This is a genomic window from Nocardioidaceae bacterium SCSIO 66511 (assembly GCA_023100825.1).
Lineage (GTDB): Bacteria > Actinomycetota > Actinomycetes > Propionibacteriales > Nocardioidaceae > Solicola.
In genome coordinates this window covers 2479004-2499435 of the sequence record CP095846.1, presented here as the reverse complement: position 1 = coordinate 2499435, position 20432 = coordinate 2479004, and the positions used below count along the sequence as shown (strand labels likewise).

18 protein-coding genes are annotated in these 20432 nt (G+C 68.2%); 17 read left to right on the top strand and 1 reads right to left on the bottom strand.

What is annotated here, in order from left to right; genetic code table 11:
• Window positions 1–41 precede the first annotated feature (41 nt).
• The 5 genes from prcA to MU582_11690 all read left to right on the top strand — a co-directional run bounded on the left by prcA (window position 42) and on the right by MU582_11690 (window position 5408).
• Window positions 42–740 carry a proteasome subunit alpha gene (gene prcA / locus MU582_11710; GenBank protein UPK73115.1) on the top strand — a complete coding sequence of 233 codons (699 nt, stop codon included), beginning with the start codon at window positions 42–44 and terminating at the stop codon, window positions 738–740.
• A 10-nt stretch (window positions 741–750) separates the two neighbouring features.
• The gene (locus MU582_11705; protein UPK73114.1) at window positions 751–1920 is read left to right on the top strand and encodes an aminotransferase class V-fold PLP-dependent enzyme; all 1170 of its coding nucleotides are present in this window, start codon (window positions 751–753) and stop codon (window positions 1918–1920) included.
• 52 nt (window positions 1921–1972) lie between these two features.
• On the top strand, window positions 1973–3334 hold the full coding sequence (gene pafA / locus MU582_11700) for a Pup--protein ligase (GenBank protein ID UPK73113.1): 1362 nt from the start codon (window positions 1973–1975) through the stop codon (window positions 3332–3334).
• A gap of 84 nt (window positions 3335–3418) precedes the next feature.
• On the top strand, window positions 3419–3940 hold the full coding sequence (locus tag MU582_11695) for an FKBP-type peptidyl-prolyl cis-trans isomerase (GenBank protein UPK73112.1): 522 nt from the start codon (window positions 3419–3421) through the stop codon (window positions 3938–3940).
• Window positions 3941–4049: 109 nt separating this feature from the next.
• Window positions 4050–5408 (top strand): FKBP-type peptidyl-prolyl cis-trans isomerase, encoded by a 1359-nt coding sequence (locus tag MU582_11690; GenBank protein UPK73111.1) that lies wholly within the window; start codon window positions 4050–4052, stop codon window positions 5406–5408.
• A gap of 17 nt (window positions 5409–5425) precedes the next feature.
• Here the strand turns inward: MU582_11690 and MU582_11685 are convergent, their stop codons facing one another.
• A complete protein-coding gene (locus tag MU582_11685) occupies window positions 5426–6487 on the bottom strand; it encodes a DUF3866 family protein (protein ID UPK73110.1) in 1062 nt (353 codons plus the stop codon).
• Between the two features lie 100 nt (window positions 6488–6587).
• On the opposite strand from MU582_11685, the gene MU582_11680 reads away from it, so the two are divergent.
• From MU582_11680 to nrfD, 12 genes are all read left to right on the top strand, one after another.
• The gene (locus MU582_11680; protein ID UPK73109.1) at window positions 6588–7562 is read left to right on the top strand and encodes a WYL domain-containing protein; all 975 of its coding nucleotides are present in this window, start codon (window positions 6588–6590) and stop codon (window positions 7560–7562) included.
• Window positions 7559–8518 carry a WYL domain-containing protein gene (locus MU582_11675; GenBank protein UPK73108.1) on the top strand — a complete coding sequence of 320 codons (960 nt, stop codon included), beginning with the start codon at window positions 7559–7561 and terminating at the stop codon, window positions 8516–8518. Before MU582_11680 ends, MU582_11675 begins: the two co-directional genes overlap by 4 nt.
• Window positions 8519–8629: 111 nt before the next feature.
• The gene (tatA, locus tag MU582_11670; GenBank protein UPK73107.1) at window positions 8630–8911 is read left to right on the top strand and encodes a Sec-independent protein translocase subunit TatA; all 282 of its coding nucleotides are present in this window, start codon (window positions 8630–8632) and stop codon (window positions 8909–8911) included.
• A gap of 27 nt (window positions 8912–8938) precedes the next feature.
• Window positions 8939–9823 carry a twin-arginine translocase subunit TatC gene (gene tatC, locus MU582_11665; protein ID UPK73106.1) on the top strand — a complete coding sequence of 295 codons (885 nt, stop codon included), beginning with the start codon at window positions 8939–8941 and terminating at the stop codon, window positions 9821–9823.
• A 3-nt stretch (window positions 9824–9826) separates the two neighbouring features.
• On the top strand, window positions 9827–10588 hold the full coding sequence (uppS, locus tag MU582_11660; protein ID UPK73105.1) for a polyprenyl diphosphate synthase: 762 nt from the start codon (window positions 9827–9829) through the stop codon (window positions 10586–10588).
• A gap of 19 nt (window positions 10589–10607) precedes the next feature.
• Window positions 10608–11495: a YegS/Rv2252/BmrU family lipid kinase gene (locus MU582_11655; protein UPK73104.1), complete on the top strand. Its 888-nt coding sequence runs from the start codon at window positions 10608–10610 to the stop codon at window positions 11493–11495.
• A gap of 16 nt (window positions 11496–11511) precedes the next feature.
• Window positions 11512–14289, top strand: a complete 2778-nt coding sequence (locus MU582_11650) for a DEAD/DEAH box helicase (protein ID UPK73103.1) — start codon at window positions 11512–11514, stop codon at window positions 14287–14289.
• A gap of 3 nt (window positions 14290–14292) precedes the next feature.
• Window positions 14293–15111, top strand: a complete 819-nt coding sequence (locus MU582_11645) for a TIGR03619 family F420-dependent LLM class oxidoreductase (GenBank protein ID UPK73102.1) — start codon at window positions 14293–14295, stop codon at window positions 15109–15111.
• A gap of 9 nt (window positions 15112–15120) precedes the next feature.
• Window positions 15121–15684 (top strand): dehydrogenase, encoded by a 564-nt coding sequence (locus MU582_11640; GenBank protein UPK73101.1) that lies wholly within the window; start codon window positions 15121–15123, stop codon window positions 15682–15684.
• A gap of 69 nt (window positions 15685–15753) precedes the next feature.
• Window positions 15754–18354, top strand: coding sequence for a molybdopterin-dependent oxidoreductase (locus MU582_11635; protein UPK73100.1), 2601 nt, complete (start codon window positions 15754–15756; stop codon window positions 18352–18354).
• Window positions 18354–19337 (top strand): 4Fe-4S dicluster domain-containing protein, encoded by a 984-nt coding sequence (locus MU582_11630; protein ID UPK73099.1) that lies wholly within the window; start codon window positions 18354–18356, stop codon window positions 19335–19337. Before MU582_11635 ends, MU582_11630 begins: the two co-directional genes overlap by 1 nt.
• On the top strand, window positions 19334–20425 hold the full coding sequence (gene nrfD, locus MU582_11625) for a polysulfide reductase NrfD (GenBank protein ID UPK73098.1): 1092 nt from the start codon (window positions 19334–19336) through the stop codon (window positions 20423–20425). Before MU582_11630 ends, nrfD begins: the two co-directional genes overlap by 4 nt.
• Window positions 20426–20432: the final 7 nt, after the last annotated feature.

Sequence of the window (20432 nt, the reverse complement as noted above, 5' to 3'; positions counted from 1 at the left end):
TGAGCGCACAGCCCACGAACCAGAACGACGAGAGGACCACCGTGACCGCCGGTTTCTACGTCTCGCCCGAGCAGTTGATGAAGGACCGGGCCGACTACGCCCGCAAAGGCATCTCCCGCGGGCGCAGCGTCGTGGTCGTGCAGTACGCCGACGGCATCCTGTTCTGCGCAGAGAACCCCTCTCAGGCGCTGCACAAGGTCAGTGAGATCTACGATCGCATCGGCTTCGCCGCCGTTGGCCGCTACAACGAGTTCGAGAACCTCCGCATCGCGGGTGTCCGGTTGATGGACATGCGCGGTTACTCCTACGACCGCAGCGATGTCACCGGCCGAGGGCTCGCCAACGCGTACGCGCAGACCCTCGGCACCATCTTCTCCTCGGGCGCCGAGAAGCCGTACGAGGTGGAGATCTTCGTCGCCGAAGTGGGCGAGGCCGCCGACGGAGACCAGATCTACCGGCTCACCTACGACGGCTCTGTCGCCGACGTGCAGGGCCACGCGGTGATGGGCGGCCAGGTGGAGCAGGTTGCGTCGCATCTCGAGGAGCACTACTCCGAGGGCTTGGCGCTTGCGGCAGCGATCAAGCTCGCCGCCGACGCGCTCGGCCACGACACCACCCAGACGCGCACGGTCGAGGCGACTCAGCTCGAGGTCGCGGTGCTCGATCGCACCCGCCCGCAGCCGCGCAAGTTCAAGCGGCTGAGCCATTCGACCGTCGCGGACGCGCTGGCCGAGTCCTGAGCACACCGGCGTGACACGCGATGCCTTCGCCCTCGACCCGGCGGTCGTACACCTGAACCACGGATCGTTCGGGGCGGTTCCGCGCGCCGTTACCCAGGCGCAGGCTCGCGTACGAGCGCGGGCCGAGGCCAACCCGATGCGGTTCCACCGCGTCGAGGTGCCGCGCCTGAAGTCGGCAGCAAGAGAGGTCGCGGCGGAGTTCCTGGGAGTTGCGGCCGACGACGTGGCGTTGGTCCGCAACGTCACGCAGGCCGCTGCGACGGTCTTGACGTCGGTTGCGTCGCACGACGGCCTGACCGCCGGCGATGTCATAGTGCTGACCGACCAGACCTACGGGTCGGTGCACCAGTTGGTGCGGCGTACCTGTGAGCGCACCTCAGCGTCCTACGAGATCATCGACTGCCCGGTCGGCGCCGCTGACGACACGGTCGTGTCCGCATATCGTGCCACGCTCGATCGGTTACGCGCCGACGGCCTTCGCCCTCGCCTGGTGATGCTCGATGAGGTCGCATCGCCGACCGCGGCCGTGATGCCGGTGCGCCGCATCTGTGCGGCTGCCCGAGAGGCTGGGGCGTACTCGTTCGTCGACGGCGCGCACGCACCCGGCCAGGTTCCCGCTCGACCGGCCGACACCGGTGCCGACTTCTGGACCGGTACGTGGCACAAGTGGGTGTTCGCGCCACGCGGCACCACAGTGCTCTGGGCGGCTCCGGGCGTACGCTCGCGGCTGGCGCCGTTGGCCTCGGGCATGCCGCCCGGCACGGAGTATCCGGTCCCGTTCGACTACACCGGCACTGACGACTACACCGGGTGGTTCGTGCTGGCCGCTGCCGTCGAGTTCTGGAACGACCACGGAGGTCCGGATATCGCGGCGCGCTGCAGCGACCTGCTCGACAAGGGGGAGGCGGTCGTACGGGCGGGTCTGGCGACCAGCGACGCCCCCGTCCCGGCAGTCTCCGCGCCGTGCATGCGACTGGTTCCGTTGCCGGGCGCGGCGGCCGCGACCCCTTTCGCCGCTAACGCGCTGTACGAGCGGTTGAGTGCGCGCGGGTACGAGGCGCAGATCGTCTCGCATGGCGGTCACGGGTTCGTACGCCTGTCGGCGTCGCTGTACAACGAGCCCGCCGACTACGAGCGATTTGCGCAGATTCTTCCCGAAGCCCTTGTGTTGAACGCATAACGAACGCGGTCACGTACGACACACAATGCGTCCGCGCCGCTAGGCTGGTCGTGTGGATCGGCGAATCTTCGGGTTGGAGAACGAGTACGGCGTCACGTGCACGTTCCGCGGACAGCGCAGGCTGTCGCCCGATGAGGTGGCGCGGTACCTCTTCCGTCGCGTCGTCTCATGGGGGCGCAGCAGCAATGTGTTCCTTCGCAACGGTGCCCGGCTCTACCTCGACGTGGGCAGTCATCCGGAGTACGCGACGCCCGAGTGCGACGACGTCTCCGAGCTCGTCACACACGACAAGGCGGGCGAGCGGATCCTCGAGGGTCTGCTGATCGACGCTCAGGAGCGGCTGCGCGACGACGGGATCATCGGCGACATCTACCTGTTCAAGAACAACACCGACTCCGCCGGCAACTCCTACGGCTGCCACGAGAACTACCTGGTTGGCCGCCAGGGAGAGTTCAACCGCATCGCCGACGTGCTGATCCCGTTCCTGGTCAGCCGGCAGATCATCTGCGGCGCCGGCAAGGTGCAGCAGACGCCGCGCGGCGCGATCTTCTCGGTGAGCCAGCGCGCCGAGCACATCTGGGAGGGTGTCTCCAGCGCGACGACGAGATCCCGCCCGATCATCAACACCCGCGACGAACCCCACGCAGACGCCGAGCGATTCCGCCGCCTGCACGTGATCGTCGGCGACTCCAACATGAGCGAGACGACCGCGCTGTTGAAGGTCGCGACGACCGACCTCGTGCTGCGGATGATCGAGGCCGGCGTCGTGATGCGCGATATGACCCTCGACAACCCGATCCGCGCGATCCGCGAGATCGCCCACGATATGACCGGTCGCCGCCGGGTGACGCTGATGAACGGTCGCGAGCTGTCGGCGCTGGAGATCCAGACCGAGTACCTCAACAAGGCGCGCGACTTCGTCGACCGCTACGAGCTTCGTACGCCCACCATCGACCGTGTGCTCGACCTCTGGGAGCGCACCATCAAGGCGGTCGAGTCGACCGACCTCACGCTCGTCGAGCGCGAGATCGACTGGGTGATCAAGTACACGATGCTCGAGCGCTACCGGGCCTCCAACGACCTCACCTGGGGTCACCCGCGGATCGCCCAGCTCGACCTCGCGTACCACGATATCCACCGCGAACGCGGCCTCTACTATCTGCTCGAGCGCAAGGGCGCGGTGGCGCGAGCGACCAATGACCTGCGCGTCTTCGAGGCGAAGTCGAAGCCGCCGCAGACCACCCGGGCGCGGCTGCGCGGAGAGTTCATCCGGCGCGCACAGGAGCGCCGACGCGACTTCACCGTCGACTGGGTGCATCTGAAGCTCAACGACCAGGCACAGCGCACGGTGTTGTGCAAGGATCCGTTCCGCTCCCAGGACGAGCGAGTACGAAAGCTCATCGACGGCATGTGACCCTGCGCCGTGCCCGTGGGCCGACGCGGCCCGGAGATACGTACGCCCGCTATCGTGTGCGCGCACACCCATGAATGGAGCCCCATGCGTCGCCTCTGCATCCTGCTGATCGCCTGCCTACTCGTCCTGACCGCCTGCGGCGACGATGACGGTGGCGGCGGTTCCGACTCGGGTACGACGAACTCTGACGAGGTCACGCTGGAGGGCGACTCCGGCAGCGTGACGGTCACCGGTGCGTACGGAGACGAACCCGATGTCACGGTCGACGGCAAGTTCGAGGTGTCGGAGACCGACGTCCAGGTGATGTCGGAGGGCGACGGCAAGACGGTGAAGGACACCGACACGGTCAAGGTCGACTACCACGGCGTCGGCGGCACCTCCGGCGAGGTGTTCGACAGTTCCTTCGAGCGCGGCGAGCCGGTGGAGTTCCCCCTCGACGGCGTCGTCGCCGGCTTCTCGAAGGGCATCGCCGACCAGAAGGTCGGCAGCCGCGTGGCGATCGCCGTCGCTCCGGAAGACGGCTACCCCGACGGCACACCCGACGGCTCGATCGAGGCCGGTGAGTCACTGGTGTTCGTGGTCGACATCGTCAGCATCTCGAAGTAGGACCTGAGCGGGCCGCGGTCACGAAGCCTGTTCATGGCATTCTCAGGACCGGCGGGTAACCTGGCGCAGTTGTTCATTCCCCGTCTCCTCACGAATTGGTTGGGTTCCTGTGCGTTCGCTGCCCGTACGCCTGCTGGTACTGATCCTGGCTCCGCTGCTTGTCCTCACCGCGTGCGGCGGTGATGACGACGACGGCGGCGGGTCCGGCTCGCCGGACGACATCAAGGTCACCGGCGACTTCGGCAAGGAACCGAAGGTCGACATCCCCGACAAGTACTCGGTCGACGAGTCGAGTACGCGGGTCATCAGCGAGGGCGAGGGCGAGGAGGTCAAGAAGGGCGACGATGTACTCGTTCAGCTCGCCGCGTACAACGGCACGACCGGCAGCGACATCTTCAGCATGTTCTCCGGCCAGACGGCGCAGCCGCAGACGATGAAGGTCGACGACAAGAGCAGCCTGATCCCGGGTCTGGCGAGTCGGATCGAGGGCGAGACCGTCGGCAGCCGGCTGCTGGTGTCGATCACCCCCGAAGACGGCTTCGGAGAGCAGGGCAACGCGCAGGCAGGCATCGGGCCGGACGACACGGTCGTCGCCCTGGTCGACCTGCTTCCCACGAAGGACGCCCCGAAGGCAACCGGAACGGTCGATGACGTCAAGGTCAGTGGCGAGTACGGCGCGAAGCCGACGGTCGACTTCAAGACCCCGTTGTTCGTCGACAAGACCGAGACGAAGGTCATCAGCCAGGGCGACGGAGAGGCCGTGAAGGCCGGCGACACCGTGAAGGTGAACTACCTCGGCGTCAACGGGCGCACCGGCAAGGAGTTCGACTCGTCCTGGAAGAACGGCAAGGGCACGCCCGTGGACTTCCCGCTCCAAGAGGGTCAGCTCATCCCCGGCTTCATCAAGGGCCTGGTCGGCCAGAAGCTCGGCAGCCGCGTCCTGATCACCATTCCACGCGACGACGCGTACGGCGCAGGCGGCAACGCACAGGCGAAGATCGAGGGCACCGACAGCCTGGTCTTCGTCGTCGACCTGCAGAAGCCCCCGAAGCAGCCGGCCGCGACCGGTGACATCGGCGATGTCAAGGTGACCGGGAAGACCGGAGACAAGCCCAAGGTCAGCTTCAAGAAGCCGTTCTACGTCGCCAAGACTGAGTCGAAGGTGCTCAGCAAGGGCAGTGGCACCCCGCTCAAGGCGGGCGACAAGGTGAAGGTGAACTACGTCGGCATCAACGGGCGCACCGGCAAGGAGTTCGACGGCAACTACGGAGGCGATCCGGCCGAGTTCGCGTTGTCCGAGGGCCAGCTGATCCCGGGCTTCCTGAAGGGCCTGATCGGCAAGAAGCCGGGCGATCGCGTGCTGATCACGATCCCGCGCGACGACGGCTACGGCCCCAACGGCAACCCGCAGGCCAAGATCGAAGGCACTGACACGCTCGTGTTCGTGCTCGACATCGCCAAGAAGTAGCTGGTCGGCCGGGCGGTTCAGCGCGCCGCGTACCGCCCGGCCGCTGCAGCGGCGAGAAACGCCGCGGCGTCCTCGTCGAGTCCGCGGCCCATCGTCGACAGGCGTACCGGCGTGCTCTCGAGCGCTTCGCGCAGACCGGAGCAGGGCGTCTCGACGACGGCATGGCGCGGTGCGAGCTCGGCCGCCTGAGCACGGACCCGCTCGCCGAACTCTCCGGGCAGTGTCGGTACGACGATCTCGGCGCGTGCCATCGCGACCCGGCCGTACGCCGTGAGACTGTGGTGGGAGACGCCGTAGTGCCGCTCGCGCGCATCGCCCTCCGACACCCGGAGCGACCCGATCGGCCGGCCGCCCAACGTGGCGGCCGCATTGATCGCCTCGCCGGCAGCGACCCCGGAGAATCCCCAACGCGTTCCGGTGCCGAGATTCCCAGGACCCTGCGCGACGACGACCAGATCGGCCCCGACCACGTGGCGTGCGGCCAGCAGGCCCGAGTGCAGCGTGACGGCCTCGAGGTCGCCGCCGTACGCCTGCCCGACGGTGATCGTTGCCTGCAGCCAGCCGGCCTCTTGTAGTCCGGCGACGGTACGCGAGAACGCGGCCGGCAATGCGCCGCCATCTGTCATCACGTACGCGATCCGCGCGTCAGCACGTACGGCGCGCGCTCCAGCGAGGATCGCGGGCAGCGCGGAGTGCAGGTCGGCCACGATCACCGGCAGCCCGCCGAGGTCGTCGGCATCGCGCAGAGTCGCGTGGTCGGGGGAGTCCTGTTCGTCGACGCCGAGCACCGTCGTCTGCAACGGCGTGTAACGCGCCTTGACCAGATGCCCCGGCGCGGGCGGAGGATCCGCGGGCAGCCGGTCGGGTAGAGCGGTCACCAGCGCGTACCCGCCGGTGCCGAGTCTCATGAGCAATGCGGTCGCGTTCAGGATCACCCGGTCGCCGGGCTCGGGCGAGCCGACGACATCGACGTACGCGAGCGCGCGTACCCGATCTCCGTCCATTTCGACGCTCAGCTCACGGGCACCGGGCCACTCCGCCCGCACCTCGACGACTTCACCTTCGCGCATCCGGATCATGGCCGAAGGGTAGGCGACCGAGTCCGCGATCTTGCGGCGCAGGGCGTGTAACGTCTGACCCGCAGCGATCCGGCGCGGCGGAACGGGAGGAACGTCCACGGTGGCGACCACACGCAAGAGCGAACGCTTGATGAACCTCGTCATCGCGCTGCTCGTGTCCCGGGGCTTCCTACCCAAGGAGCGCATCCGCGAGGCCGTGACCGGCTATCACGGGCAGAGCGCGGAGGCGTTCGACCGGATGTTCGAGCGCGACAAGGACGAGCTCCGCGACATCGGCATCGAGATCGAGGTCGGGTCCAACGAAAGGTTCTTCGACGACGAGGTCGGCTACCGGATTCGTCGCGATGAGTTCGAGCTGCCCGAGATCACCCTGGAGGCCCACGAGGCGGCTGTCGTCGGCCTCGCCGCGCGGGTGTGGCAGCACGCTCGCCTGGCGACGGAGGCATCGTCGGCGGTGGTCAAGCTGAAGGCGGCGGGCGTACCCGTCGACTCCGACCTGCTGAACCTCGTCGAGCCGCAGCTCGCCGCTTCCGAGCCCGCGTTCGAGCCGCTGTGGGATGCGCTGCTCAGCCGCACCCCGGTGGAGTTCACGTACGGACGGATCGGCCAGCAGAGCACGTGGCGCGAGATCGAGCCGTGGGGTGTCGTCTCGTGGCACGGCCGGTGGTACCTCGCAGGTTACGACCGCGGCCGAGAAGGCCCACGGTTGTTCCGGCTCTCGCGGATCATCGGCGAGGTCTCGACAGCCGGCTCGCCGGGGGAGTACGACGTACCCGACGACGCCGACGTACGCGCCATGGCGTCCGCGCTGTTTCCAGCACCCGCCGACAACGTCGCGACCGTACGCGCCCGTGCAGGCACGGCCTTCGGCATGCGCCGGCGCGCGACGGAGGTGACCGATGCCGATGACTGGTCTACGTTGTCGGTGCCGTACGCGAGCCTGAACTCCCTCGCAGAGGAGGTCGCGTCGTACGGCCCCGACGTGGTCGCCGTCGAGCCGGCCGAGCTGGTCTCGCTCGTCGTCGACCGGTTGCGCGGGGTCGAGAAGACACATGCGGGGAGTGGCGTCGAATGAGCGGGGCAAGAGACCAGGTCACCCGAATGCTCGCGCTGGTGCCGTACCTGCGCAGCCACGAGGGCATCCCGGTCGACCAGGTGGCATCCGACTTCGGGGTCTCGACGTCACAGATCGTCAACGACCTGAACGTGCTGTGGTTCTGCGGGCTGCCCGATGCGGTGACCGGCGAGATGATCGACGTCGACATGGACGCGTTGGAGTCCGACGGTGTGGTCTACATCGACAACGCCGAGTTCCTCTCGCGCCCGCTGCGGCTCACCAAGTACGAAGCACTGTCGCTGATCGTCGCCCTGCGCACGCTGCGTGCCTCCGCGGGTGACGAGGAGCGGGAGGCGATCGAGTCGGCGCTTGCCAAGCTCGAGTCGGCGGCCGGCGACGGTGCTGCGGCCGCGAGCGCGATCGAGGTGCACGTCGAGGACGTCTCGAATGATGTCAAGAACACCGTCACCGAAGGCATCGCGCGCGGTCGTCGAATGCATCTGTCGTACCTCGTACCGTCGCGCGACGAGCAGACCGAACGCGATGTCGACCCGCTGCGGCTGGTGACCGGCGAGGGACGTCCGTACCTCGAGGCGTGGTGCTACCGCGCCGACGACGTACGCCTGTTCCGGCTCGACCGGGTCACCGACATCCGGCTGCTCGACGAACCGGTCGCCGACCACGACGTCGCCGCGCGCGACCTGTCCGCCGGTCTGTTCCAACCCGATCCGGACTCGCCGCGCGCCGTGATCGACCTGTCACCGGCGGCGCATTGGATCGCCGAGTATTACCCGAACGACTCGATCGAGGAGCGTCCCGACGGCGTGCTGCGCGTCGTCATGCGGGTCGGCGACCTCGCCTGGCTGCGCCGGTTGCTGCTCCGACAGGGCGGCTCCGCGGTGGTTCTGGAGCCGGACTCGCTGGCCGTGGAGGTCGGTACGCAGGCCCGGGAGGCACTCGCGGCGTACCAGTGACGGCGGCACTCATCTCAGCCCACTGTCGGGTTGCGTTCATCGTCTGGACAACTCGGCGCGTATGCTGGACGGTGGCAGCACCAACCACGCCGATGGAGTAACGAGGAGACCATGTTCAGGCAGATCGGCCCCACCGAGATCATCTTGATCATTGCCGTTGTCGTCTTGCTCTTCGGCGCCAAGAAACTCCCCGACCTCGCCCGCGGCAGCGGCCGGGCCCTGCGCATCTTCAAGTCGGAGACGAAGGGCCTCATCGACGGCGATGACGACGACTCGAAGAAGAAGTCCGACGACGAGTCGACTCCCGAGATCGAGACGAGCGACAGCACCCGCGCGACGTACGACATCGACGAGAAGACCGGCAACGTCGTACCCCGCGATCAGTCCAACTAGTCCGCCGGCAAACCGGTGGTACTAGGCATGCGTCTACCCCGTGGACGCAAAAAGCCCGAGCCTGCTCCCGACGGCACGATGCCGCTGCGCGAGCATCTGCGTGAGCTTCGCAATCGGCTCGTCAAGGGCGTGCTCGCGATCTTTGTGGGATCGATCGTCGCGTTCTTCTTCTACGACCAGCTGTTCGACCTCCTCACCCGGCCTTACCGGGAGGGCATCAGCCAGCTCCTCGCCGAGGGCGAGGACATCAATGCAGAGCTGACGCTCACGGGTGTCGCCGACGCGTTCACCCTCAACTTGAAGGTGAGCCTTGTCGCCGGGCTCGTGCTCGCCTCGCCGATCTGGCTTTGGCAGATCTGGGCGTTCATCATGCCGGGCCTGCACGCGAACGAGCGCCGCTGGGGCATCGTGTTCGCGTGCGTTGCAGGCCCGCTGTTCGCCATCGGCATCGCCACCGGCTACTACGTGCTGCCCAAAGGCATCGAGATCCTGATCGGGTTCACCCCTGGCGACGTCTCGAACCTCACCAGCGTCACCGGCTATCTGAACTTCGTGCTCCGGATGCTCCTGGTCTTCGGCGTCGCGTTCGAGATCCCGCTCTTCGTACTGCTGCTCAACCTCGCCGGCGTCGTCAAGGGCCGCCAGCTGGGGGAGTACCGGCCGTGGATCATCGTCGGCGTGTTCGTCTTCGCCGCCGTTGCGACGCCGTCGACCGACCCGATCAGCATGCTTTTCCTCGCGCTGCCGATGACGGCGCTGTTCCTGATCTCGGAGATCCTCGCCCGGCTGATCGACCGCCGCCGCGGCGTCTCGCTCGAGGGCGACTACGACAAGTACGACGACGAGGAGCAGTCCGACCTGGAGATCCCGCACGACCCCGACGATGACCGGCCGAGCCGGCTCGACGACTGACGCGTGCGCGTTCCAGGGCCGCTGCGGGCGGCGTACGTGCAACGGCTGCGCAGACAGGTCATGTCCGGGTCGCGCCCGGCGCATGTCGGGCTGATCATGGACGGCAACCGGCGCTGGGCGCGTCGCTCGGGACTCGCCAACGTGAGCCTTGGGCACAAGTACGGCGCCGAACGTGCCGAGGAGATGCTCGGCTGGTGCACGAAGGTCGACGTTCGCCATGTCACGGTCTATCTGTGCTCGACGGAGAACCTCAACCGCCGCGGTCGCGCAGAGGTCGACTTCCTGATGCAGGTCATCGAGAAGGGCCTCGCCCATCGGCTCGCCACCCAGAACGACCGGTGGCGTGTGCACACTGCCGGAATGCTCGACGCGCTGCCCGACTCGACCGCACGGGCGTTGAAAGGCGCCGTCGAGGCGACTGCCGACTACTCGACGGGGTTCCACGCTACCTTGGCGGTCGGGTACGGCGGGCAGCAGGAGATAGTCGACGCGGCCCGCAACCTGATGCTGGAGCGTGCACAGGGCGGCGCGTCGCCGAGCGAGCTCGCCGCCGATCTGACCATCGAAGACATCGAGCGGCACCTCTACACGGCTGGCCAGCCCGACCCAGAGCTCATCATTCGCACGAGCGGTGAGCAGCGGCTGTCGAACTTCCTGTCCTGGCAGAGTGCACACGCCCATCTGTACGTGTGCGAGGCGCCGTGGCCCGCGTTCCGCGAGATCGACTTCCTACGTGCGCTGCGTGACTACGCGGCGCGCAGCTGAGACGTTAGGCTCCCTGCCCATGCCCGTCCGTCCGATCCGCCATGTCGACGTCCTCGTCAACCCGACCGCCGGCCAGGGCAGAGGTGCCAAGGTCGCCGCCGAGGCGATTCCGCTGCTTCAACGATCCGGGCTGACCGTACGCGTACGCCAAGGCCGCGACGGCGATGAGGCGGCCGACCTCGCCCGGGCGAGCGCGCAGGAGGCCGACGCCGTTGTGGTCATCGGCGGCGACGGACTCGTGCACTTGGCGGCCGACGCGCTCGCCGGCACCGACACACCACTCGGCATCGTGCCGGCGGGCACCGGTAACGATGCGGCCCGGCACCTGTCGCTCGACCGCAAACACGCCCGGGCCGCCGTTAACACGATCATCGCGGGGCGTACCCGGCGAGTCGACCTGGCACACGCATTCGGCCGCCACATCACGACCGTGATCGCATCGGGTTTCGACTCAGCCGTCAACGAGCGTGCCAACCGGATGCGCTGGCCGCACGGGCAGATGCGCTACAACATCGCAACCGTTGCCGAGCTGATGGGGTTCGAGCCGATCCGGTTCACCCTCGAGCTCGACGGCGAGGTACGCGAGCTGGAGGCGATGCTCGTCGCGGTCGGCAACGGGCCCTCCTTCGGCGGCGGCCTGCGCATCTGCGAGGGCGCCGAGATCGACGACGGTCTGCTCGATGTCGCGATCATCCACCCGATCAGCAAGACGCAGCTGGTCCGGTCCTACCCGCGATTGTTCACCGGCAGCCTGGCCCAACATCCGCGCTACGAGAAGGTACGCGTACGGCGGGTGAGCATCGCCGCGGCCGACGTCGTCGCCTACGGCGACGGTGAGCGCCTCGGGGCACTTCCGATGACCGTGGAGGTACGTCCGGGTGCGCTGCGGGTGTTCGCACCCGCTTGACGGTTAGGCTGCAGGCATGACCTCCCCGGCCGAACGGTATGCCCAGTTCAAGGCCGATCGGGCCAGACCCGCATTCGCCGGGTTCCGCGAGCTGTACGAGTTCGATCTGGACGCGTTCCAGGTCGAGGCGTGTCAGGCGCTCGAAGACGGTCACGGCGTGCTCGTCGCTGCGCCGACCGGTTCGGGTAAGACGATCGTCGGTGAGTTCGCCGTGCATCTCGCCCTCGAGCAGGGACGCAAATGCTTCTACACGACACCGATCAAGGCGCTGTCGAACCAGAAGTACGCCGACCTGGCCGCGCGGTACGGCGAGTCCAACGTCGGCTTGCTGACCGGCGACAACTCTGTCAACGGCGACGCTCCCGTCGTCGTGATGACGACCGAGGTGTTGCGCAACATGTTGTACGCGGGGTCTCGCACGCTCGAAGGCCTCGGCCATGTCGTCATGGACGAGGTCCATTACCTTGCCGATCGGTTCCGCGGAGCCGTATGGGAAGAGGTCATCATCCACCTGCCGGAGTCGGTCTCGTTGGTTTCGCTGTCGGCGACCGTCTCCAACGCCGAGGAGTTCGGCGATTGGCTCAGCGAGGTGCGCGGCGACACCGTCACCGTCGTCGAGGAACGGCGTCCAGTGCCGCTGTACCAGCACGTGATGGTGGGCCGGCGGATGTTCGACCTGTTCGAGGAGGATGAACGGGCCGATGGCGGGCCGAGGGTCAACCGCGAGCTCGAGCGCATCGCCCGCGACGAGTGGCGCGCCCGCAGCATCGGGGGATCGGGTCGTGGGCGGGGTCCTCGCCCCAACAAGGGCGGCCGGCGCGGGCGCTCGTACGCCGCGAGCCGGAATCGCGGCCGGCACTACACACCCAATCGGGTCGACGTACTGAACCGTCTCGACGCCGCCGGACTGCTGCCCGCGATCGTGTTCATCTTCAGCCGTGCCGGCTGTGCGGCGGCGGTGCAGCAGTGCCTCGCGAGCGGGCTGAGGCTCACTTCGCCGAGCGAGGAGTCCGAGATTCGCGCGTTCGTGGCGGAGCACTGCGCGCACATCCCGCGCGACGACCTGTACGTACTCGGTTACCACGACTTCGTCGAGGGGCTCGCCCGCGGCATCGCCAGCCATCATGCGGGACTGCTGCCGACGTTCAAGGAGGTCGTCGAGGAACTGTTCAGCCGTGGGCGGGTCAAGGCGGTGTTCGCGACGGAGACGCTCGCCCTCGGCATCAACATGCCGGCGCGGTCGGTCGTCCTCGAGAAGCTGTCGAAATGGAACGGCGAGACGCATGCCGACATCACGCCGGGGGAGTACACCCAGCTGACCGGCCGAGCCGGCCGGCGCGGCATCGACGTCGAGGGCCACGGGGTCGTGCTCTGGCAGCCCGGCCTCGACCCGCGCCAGGTGGCGGGACTGGCGTCGAAGCGCACCTATCCGCTGCGGTCGTCGTTCCACCCTTCGTACAACATGGCCGTCAATCTGGTCCGCCAGGTCGGACGCTCGACGGCGCGCGAGATGCTGGAGCAGTCGTTCGCGCAGTTCCAGGCAGACCGGGCCGTTGTCGGGCTCGCCCGCAAGGTGCGCAAGGCCGAGGAGGCGCTCGAGGGGTACGCGGAGGCGGCTCAGGGCGAGGCCGGTGACTTCATCGAGTACGCACGGCTTCGGCGACGCATCGGCGAGCTCGAGTCGAAAGGCTCGAAGCGACGCAAGGCGGTCGCACGTGAACGCGCCGTCGAATCGCTCAACGCGCTCAAGCCCGGCGACGTCATCGACGTGCCGGGCGGCCGCTGGGCCGGGCTGGCGGTCGTCGTCGACCCGGGTACGTACTCCGACCCGAACGGCCCACGACCCCTCGTACTCACCCTCGACCGGCACTCGCGACGGCTGTCGTCCGGCGACTTTCCGACGCCGGTCGAGCCGCTGGTCCGGATGCGGGTGCCCAAGTCGTACAACCCGCGCAACCCGGGTTCGCGCCGCGATCTCGCGTCGGCGCTCCGGGCGAAGACGCGAGACATGGACCCCGACTCGCCGCACCGTTCGCGCCGCAAGGAGCCGGCGCCGGCCGACCCCGAGCTGGAAGAGCTGGGCGAAGAGTTGCGTGCGCATCCGTGCCACAACGCGCCCGACCGCGAAGACCGTGTGCGCTGGGCGGATCGCTACCTGAAGCTCGAACGCGACACCGCAACGCAGCGTCGGCAGATCGAAACGCGTACGAACACCATCGCGCGCCAGTTCGACCGCGTATGCGATGTACTCGGCGAGCTCGGGTATCTCGACGGAGACACGGTGACGCCCGACGGCGAGCGGCTGACCCGGCTCTACACCGAGCTCGACCTCGTCGCCGGCGAGTGTATGCGGCGCGGCGTCTGGGACGACCTGACTCCGGCCGAGCTATGCGCGGTGCTGTCGGGGCTCACGTACGAGACGCGCAATCCGGAGCAGGCCGCGGGTGCCCGTTACCCGACGCAAGAGGTACGCGCAGTCGCGTCACGGATGTCGGGTATCGGCGCCGATCTCGAACGCGTCGAACGCGACCATCGCCTGTCGTTCCTGCGGCGGCCGGACTTCGGTTTCGCATACGCCGCTTGGCAGTGGGCGAGCGGTCGTCCGCTCGATGAGGTGCTCACCGAGGCCGAGCTGGAAGCGGGCGACTTCGTCCGTGCCGTCAAGCTGGTCCTCGACGTCGCCGACCAGGTCGCCAACGCCGCCGGGCCAACCGATCTGCGCGAAACCGCCCGCGATGCCGGCGCACTGCTACGCCGCGGAGTCGTCGCGTACACCTCGGTCACCACCCGCTGAGCCATGGAGCTTCAGGTCGTACTGCCCGACGAGTCGACGTCGATGCCTGCGCGGACGCTCGTCGACCTCGCACGTGCGGCCGAGGAGCTGGGGTTCACAACGGCTTGGTTACCCGATCATGTGCTGCCGCCGGGCGAATGGGGCACGACGTTCGGCGGTGTCTATGAGCCGTTGGTGACCATCGCGCACCTCTCCGCGGTCACGGAGCGGCTGCGGTTGGGTACCTCGGTGTTGATCGGGCCGCTCCGGAATCCGTTCGTGCTCGCCCGCCAGGTCGCGACTCTGCATGAGCTCTCCGGCGGTCGAATCGTCCTCGGCGTAGGGGTCGGCTGGAGCCGGGAAGAGTTCGATGCCGTCGGAGGTGACTTCTCCCGACGGGGAGCCGTCACCGACGACGTGCTCGAGTTGCTGCGGCACTTGTTCGCGGGAGGTGAGGCGCCATACGACGGCCGCCGATTCTCCTACGAGCACGGCGTGTTCGCGCCCGTGCCCGAGGGTCGCTCGGTGCCGATCATGGTCGGAGGCAACAGCGTGCCGGCGCTTCGTCGGGCCGCGCGGTACGCAGATATCTGGCAGGGACTCCCCGCTGATCCCGCGGAGTTCGCCGCGAACGCGGCGACGTTGTCCGAGCTCACCCCGGATCGCACGGTCATACCCGCACTGCGCATCGGCTGGGAGCCAACCGCGTCTGCCGCACAAGTGGCCGAGACCGTCGCCAGGTACGGCGAGGCAGGCGCCGCCCAGCTCGCCGTGCACCTGGGCGGTTACGTGGACGCACTCGCCCGAATGGAAACGCTGGCCGACGCGGTGGCACGGGCTTAGGATTGCGGAATGCGTCGGACGTTCCTGGAGTGGCCGGTCGTCAGGCAGGTGCTCTCGGGCGACCGGCTGGGTCGCGGGCCGGCGGTGACGTCTGAGCGTACGCGCGAGCTGGCGCCGCGTACGTCAACCGCGGACCGGGTTGTCCAAAGCGTCTGCCCGTACTGTGCGGTCGGCTGCGGCCAGCGCGTTTTCGTCAAGGACGAGCAGGTCGTCCAGATCGAGGGCGATCCCGACTCGCCGGTCTCGCGCGGCCGGTTGTGTCCGAAGGGTGCCGCCAGCGAGCAACTGGTCAACTCACCCGGGCGACAGACCCAGGTGCTGTACCGCCCGCCGCGAGCGACCGAATGGCAACGGCTCGACCGTGACACCGCGATCGACATGATCGCGGAGCGGTTCGTGGAGTCGCGGAGGAACACCTGGCAGGAGCACGACGAAGACGGCCGCCTGCTGCGCCGCACGATGGGCATCGCCGCGCTGGGCGGAGCGACGCTCGACAACGAAGAGAACTACCTGATCAAGAAGCTGTTCACGGCGGCGGGTGCGATCCAGGTCGAGAACCAGGCGCGCATTTGACACTCCGCAACGGTTCCCGGTCTGGGAACCTCGTTCGGTCGTGGCGGCGCGACGCAGTCCCTCCAGGACATGGCGAATGCCGACTGCATCATCATCCAGGGCTCCAATATGGCCGAGTGCCACCCGGTCGGTTTCCAGTGGGTGGAGGAGGCGAAGTCGCGTGGCGCGAAGATCATCCATGTCGACCCGCGTTTCACCCGCACCACCGCGGTCGCGGACAAGCACGTACCGATCCGCGCGGGCTCCGACGTCGTGCTACTCGGTGCGCTGATCAATCACGTGCTCAGCAATGACCTGTGGTTCAAGGAGTACGTCGTCTCGTACACGAACGCCGCCACGATCGTGAGCGAGGAGTTCCGCGACACCGAAGACCTCGACGGCGTGTTCTCCGGGCTCGACCCCGAAACCGGCCGTTACGACCCGAGCTCGTGGGCGTACGCGCAGGAGGGCGGCCCGAGCGCGTCAACGCATGACGCCCCCGAACAGGCTGGTAGCGGGGGTCCGCCGCTCGCGCACGCCGAGGTCAAGCGCGATGAGACGTTGCAGGACCCCCGTACGGTGTTCCAGATCTTGAAGCGGCACTACGCCCGCTACACGCCCGAGATGGTGCAGGAGGCCTGCGGCATCGGCGCCGCCGACTTCGACTACCTCGCTCGTGCGGTCACCGAGAACTCCGGCCGGGAGCGCACGACCTGCTTCGCGTACGCCGTCGGCTGGACCCAGCACACGCTCGGTGCGCAGTTCATTCGTACGGCGACGATCCTGCAGCTGCTGCTCGGCAACGTCGGCCGGCCCGGCGGCGGGATCATGGCGCTGCGCGGGCACGCCAGTATCCAGGGTTCGACAGACATTCCGACCCTGTTCAATCTGCTTCCGGGCTATCTCCCGATGCCGAGCGCGGGGCAGCACGACACCTTCGACGACTACCTGAGGTCGGTCGCATCCAAACAGCAGAAGGGGTTCTGGGCGAACGGCGATGCGTACGCCGTGAACCTGCTCAAGTCGTGGTGGGGCGACGCGGCTCGCGAAGACAACGACTGGGCGTACGACTACCTCCCGCGGCTGACCGGCCCGCACGGCACGTACCAGACGGTCGCGTCCATGCTCGCCGACGAGGTCGAAGGCTACTTCCTGCTCGGGCAGAACCCCGCCGTCGGCTCCGCCAACGGCCGGATGCAGCGGCTCGGCATGGCACATCTGAAATGGCTCGTCGTACGCGACCTGACCATGATCGAGTCCGCGACGTTCTGGAAGGACGGCCCCGAGATCGCTACCGGCGAGCTGCGCAGCGAGGACATCGACACCGAGGTGTTCTTCCTGCCCGCCGCGAGCCATGTCGAGAAGGCAGGTTCGTTCACCCAGACCCAGCGCATGTTGCAGTGGCGCCACCAAGCCGTTGCGCCGCCGGGCGAGTGCCAGAGCGAGCTGGAGTTCTTCTTCGAGCTCGGAAAGCGCATCCGGCAACGCCTGGCGGATTCCACTGATGCTCGTGACCGACCGCTGCTCGAGCTGACCTGGGACTACCCGGTAGACGACCACGGCGAACCCGACTCCGAGGCGGTGCTCGCCGAGATCAACGGCCGCTTCCTGACCGGCCCCGATGCCGGCAAGCCGCTCTCGTCGTACACCCAGATGCGCGCCGACGGTACGACCGCAGGCGGTTGCTGGATCTACACCGGCGTGTACGCCGACGGCGTCAACCACGCGGCGAACCGCGTACCGCAGGGCGGCCCCGGCCCCAGCCAGTCCGAATGGGGCTGGGCGTGGCCGGCGAACCGGCGAATCCTGTACAACCGGGCGTCCGCCGATCCCGAAGGCAGACCGTGGAGCGAACGCAAACGGTACGTGTGGTGGGACGACGAGCAAGGGAGCTGGGTCGGAGACGACGTGCCCGACTTCGTCGCCGACCGGGCGCCGGGCGACCGTCCCGATCCGTCCGTCGGCGGCCCGGACGCGCTCGCGGGCGACGATCCGTTCGTCATGCAGGCCGACGGCAAGGCGTGGCTGTTCGCACCGCGCGGCATGGTCGACGGGCCGCTGCCGACGCACTACGAACCCCAGGAGTCTCCGGTCGCGAATGCGCTCTACTCACAGCAGCAGAACCCCGCGCGCATCGTGTTCCCACGCACCGACAACCTGAGTGCACCGAGCGCGGGCGAGCCAGGCGTCGGCGTGTATCCATACGTCTTCACCACCTACCGCCTCACCGAGCACCACACTGCCGGCGGCATGAGTCGCTGGCTTCCGTACCTCTCCGAGCTGCAGCCGGAGATGTTCTGCGAGATCTCGCCCGAGCTGGCAGCCGAACGCGGGATCGAGCCGTACGGCTGGGCGACGCTCATCTCCCCGCGGGCGGCGATCGAGGCCCGCGTACTGGTCACCGAGCGGATGACCGCGCTCGAGGTGGGCGGCCGCACCGTGCACCAGATCGGGCTGCCGTACCACTGGGGCGTCGGCGGCCACGCCGTCGTCACCGGTGACGCCGCAAACGACCTGCTCGGTGTCACGCTGGATCCGAACGTGCTGATCCAGGAGTCGAAAGCGGGCTCCTGCGATATTCGGCCCGGCCGTCGTCCGCGCGGTGAGGAACTGCTGCGCCTGGTCGCCGAGTACCAGCAGCGCTCCGAGACGACGGTCGAGACGGGCAACACGAGAAGGGAGCGCGACTGATGGGACAGCTCGCCGGACCGACCGACCCGGCCGCCGATGCGCGATGGGCGGATGTCAAGCCGCGCAAGGGCTTCTTCACCGACACCTCGATCTGCATCGGGTGCAAGGCATGCGAGGTGGCGTGCAAGGAGTGGAACCACGTCCCGCGCGACGGCGACCTGGAGCTGCTCGGCTCTTCGTACGACAACACAGGCTCGCTCGGTGCGAGCACGTGGCGTCACGTGGCGTTCGTCGAGCAGGGGCAGGAGCGGATCGAGCAGGCGCGCGCGTCGGGTCAGGCGCTGGTCGATCTCGGGATGCCGACGGTCGGTCCGCCCGAGGAGCAGCCGGTTGCCGCAGCCGACACCACGCCTCCGGACACCGCGGAGTTCCGCTGGCTGATGTCGTCGGATGTGTGCAAGCACTGCACTCACGCGGGCTGCCTCGATGTGTGTCCGACGGGTGCGCTGTTTCGGACCGAGTTCGGCACCGTGGTCGTACAGCCCGATGTGTGTAACGGATGCGGGTACTGCGTCGCGGCCTGTCCGTTCGGCGTGATCGAGCGTCGTACCGACGGCACTGCAGAGCCGAAGACCGAACGCGGCGCGCAGTCCGACGTACCGAATGTCGGCGTCGCCCAGAAGTGCACCCTCTGCTACGACCGGTTGCTCGACGACCAGACTCCCGCGTGCGCACAGACCTGCCCGACCACCTCGATCAAGTTCGGCGACCGCGACGAGATGGTTCACAAGGCCCGCGACCGGGTCGCGAAGCTGCACGAGGACGGCCTGACCGAGGCGCGGCTCTACGGTGCGAACGACAACGACGGCGTCGGCGGCACCGGTTCGATCTTCCTGTTGCTCGACGAGCCCGAGGTGTACGGGCTGCCGCCCGACCCCCGTGTGCCGACCGCCGATCTTCCGCAGATGTTCAAGCGGGCAGGTATGGCCGCGGCCGGGATGCTCGCTGCGTCCGCAATCGCGTTCCTGCGGAGGCGGCCGTGAGTACGTCCGAGTACGACAGCCTTCGACCGCCCGAGCCCAATCGGCGGCGTGGTGGCAGGCGCCGTCGACGGCGCGGGGGCCCACGCGGGGGAGGTGACGGCTCGCGTGAGATGCCGATGGTGCCGGAGCCGGAGTTCACGTCGTACTACGACCGGCCGGTGGTCAAGCCGGCGCCGTGGGGGCACGAGATCGCGGCGTACCTGTTTCTGGGCGGTGTTGCCGGCGGGTCCGGTGTCCTCGCCGCCGGTGCTCAGCTGACCGGACGCAAGAAGCTCCGCCGCAACGCGCGCATCGCGGCACTGGTGGCGACGGGCTTGAGCGGCGGTGCGCTGGTAGCCGACCTCGGCAGGCCGGAGCGGTTCCTCAACATGATGCGAACCGTCAAGCTCACCTCGCCGATGAGCGTCGGTACGTGGATCCTCAGTGCCTTCGGCGCCGGTGCGGGAGTCGCCGCCGCGGCCGAGGTCGATCGACTGCTGGGGGAGCGACTCCCGCTCGGGCCGCTACGCACGTTGCTGCGCGGACTGGAGGGCGTCGCCGGTATCGGTGCCGGTGCATTCGGCCCGCCGCTGGCGGCGTACACGGCAGTGCTGCTCACCGATACCGCGACGCCCACGTGGAACGCCGCTCGCGAGGAGCTCCCGTTCGTGTTCGTGAGCTCGGCGGGATTGGCCTCGGCCGGCCTCGCCATGATCACCACGCCGGTCGACGAAACCGGACCGGCACGGACGATGGCTGTGCTCGGCGTGGTCGGCGATATCGCCGCGATGCGGGTCATGGAGGAGCGGATGGACCCAGTTGTCGCTGTTCCGCTGCACGAAGGCAAAGCAGGGCGGTGGTTGCGTCTGAGCGAGGCGCTCGCAGTGGCCGGCGGCCTCGGCACCCTTGTCGCCGGGCGCAACCGCGGGGTTGCGGCGCTCTCCGGTGCCGCGCTCTTGACGGCGTCTGCACTGACCCGGTTCGGGGTGTTCGAGGCCGGGATCGAGTCGGCCAAACACCCGCGATACACGATCGACCCGCAGAAGCGGCGCCTAGAGGCGCGCCGCGCAGAGGGTACGACCGAGGACTCGATCACGACCGTGACCTGAGCGCACT

Bases quoted from the DNA above. Each gene is read 5' to 3' on its own strand.
- MU582_11695 (UPK73112.1), top strand. From the start codon at position 3,419: ATGCGTCGCCTCTGCATCCTGCTGATCGCCTGCCTACTCGTCCTGACC.
- MU582_11685 (UPK73110.1), bottom strand. From the start codon at position 6,487: ATGATCCGGATGCGCGAAGGTGAAGTCGTCGAGGTGCGGGCGGAGTGG.
- MU582_11675 (UPK73108.1), top strand. From the start codon at position 7,559: ATGAGCGGGGCAAGAGACCAGGTCACCCGAATGCTCGCGCTGGTGCCG.
- tatA (UPK73107.1), top strand. From the start codon at position 8,630: ATGTTCAGGCAGATCGGCCCCACCGAGATCATCTTGATCATTGCCGTT.
- tatC (UPK73106.1), top strand. From the start codon at position 8,939: ATGCGTCTACCCCGTGGACGCAAAAAGCCCGAGCCTGCTCCCGACGGC.
- MU582_11655 (UPK73104.1), top strand. From the start codon at position 10,608: ATGCCCGTCCGTCCGATCCGCCATGTCGACGTCCTCGTCAACCCGACC.
- MU582_11650 (UPK73103.1), top strand. From the start codon at position 11,512: ATGACCTCCCCGGCCGAACGGTATGCCCAGTTCAAGGCCGATCGGGCC.
- MU582_11645 (UPK73102.1), top strand. From the start codon at position 14,293: ATGGAGCTTCAGGTCGTACTGCCCGACGAGTCGACGTCGATGCCTGCG.
- MU582_11640 (UPK73101.1), top strand. From the start codon at position 15,121: ATGCGTCGGACGTTCCTGGAGTGGCCGGTCGTCAGGCAGGTGCTCTCG.
- MU582_11635 (UPK73100.1), top strand. From the start codon at position 15,754: ATGGCGAATGCCGACTGCATCATCATCCAGGGCTCCAATATGGCCGAG.
- MU582_11630 (UPK73099.1), top strand. From the start codon at position 18,354: ATGGGACAGCTCGCCGGACCGACCGACCCGGCCGCCGATGCGCGATGG.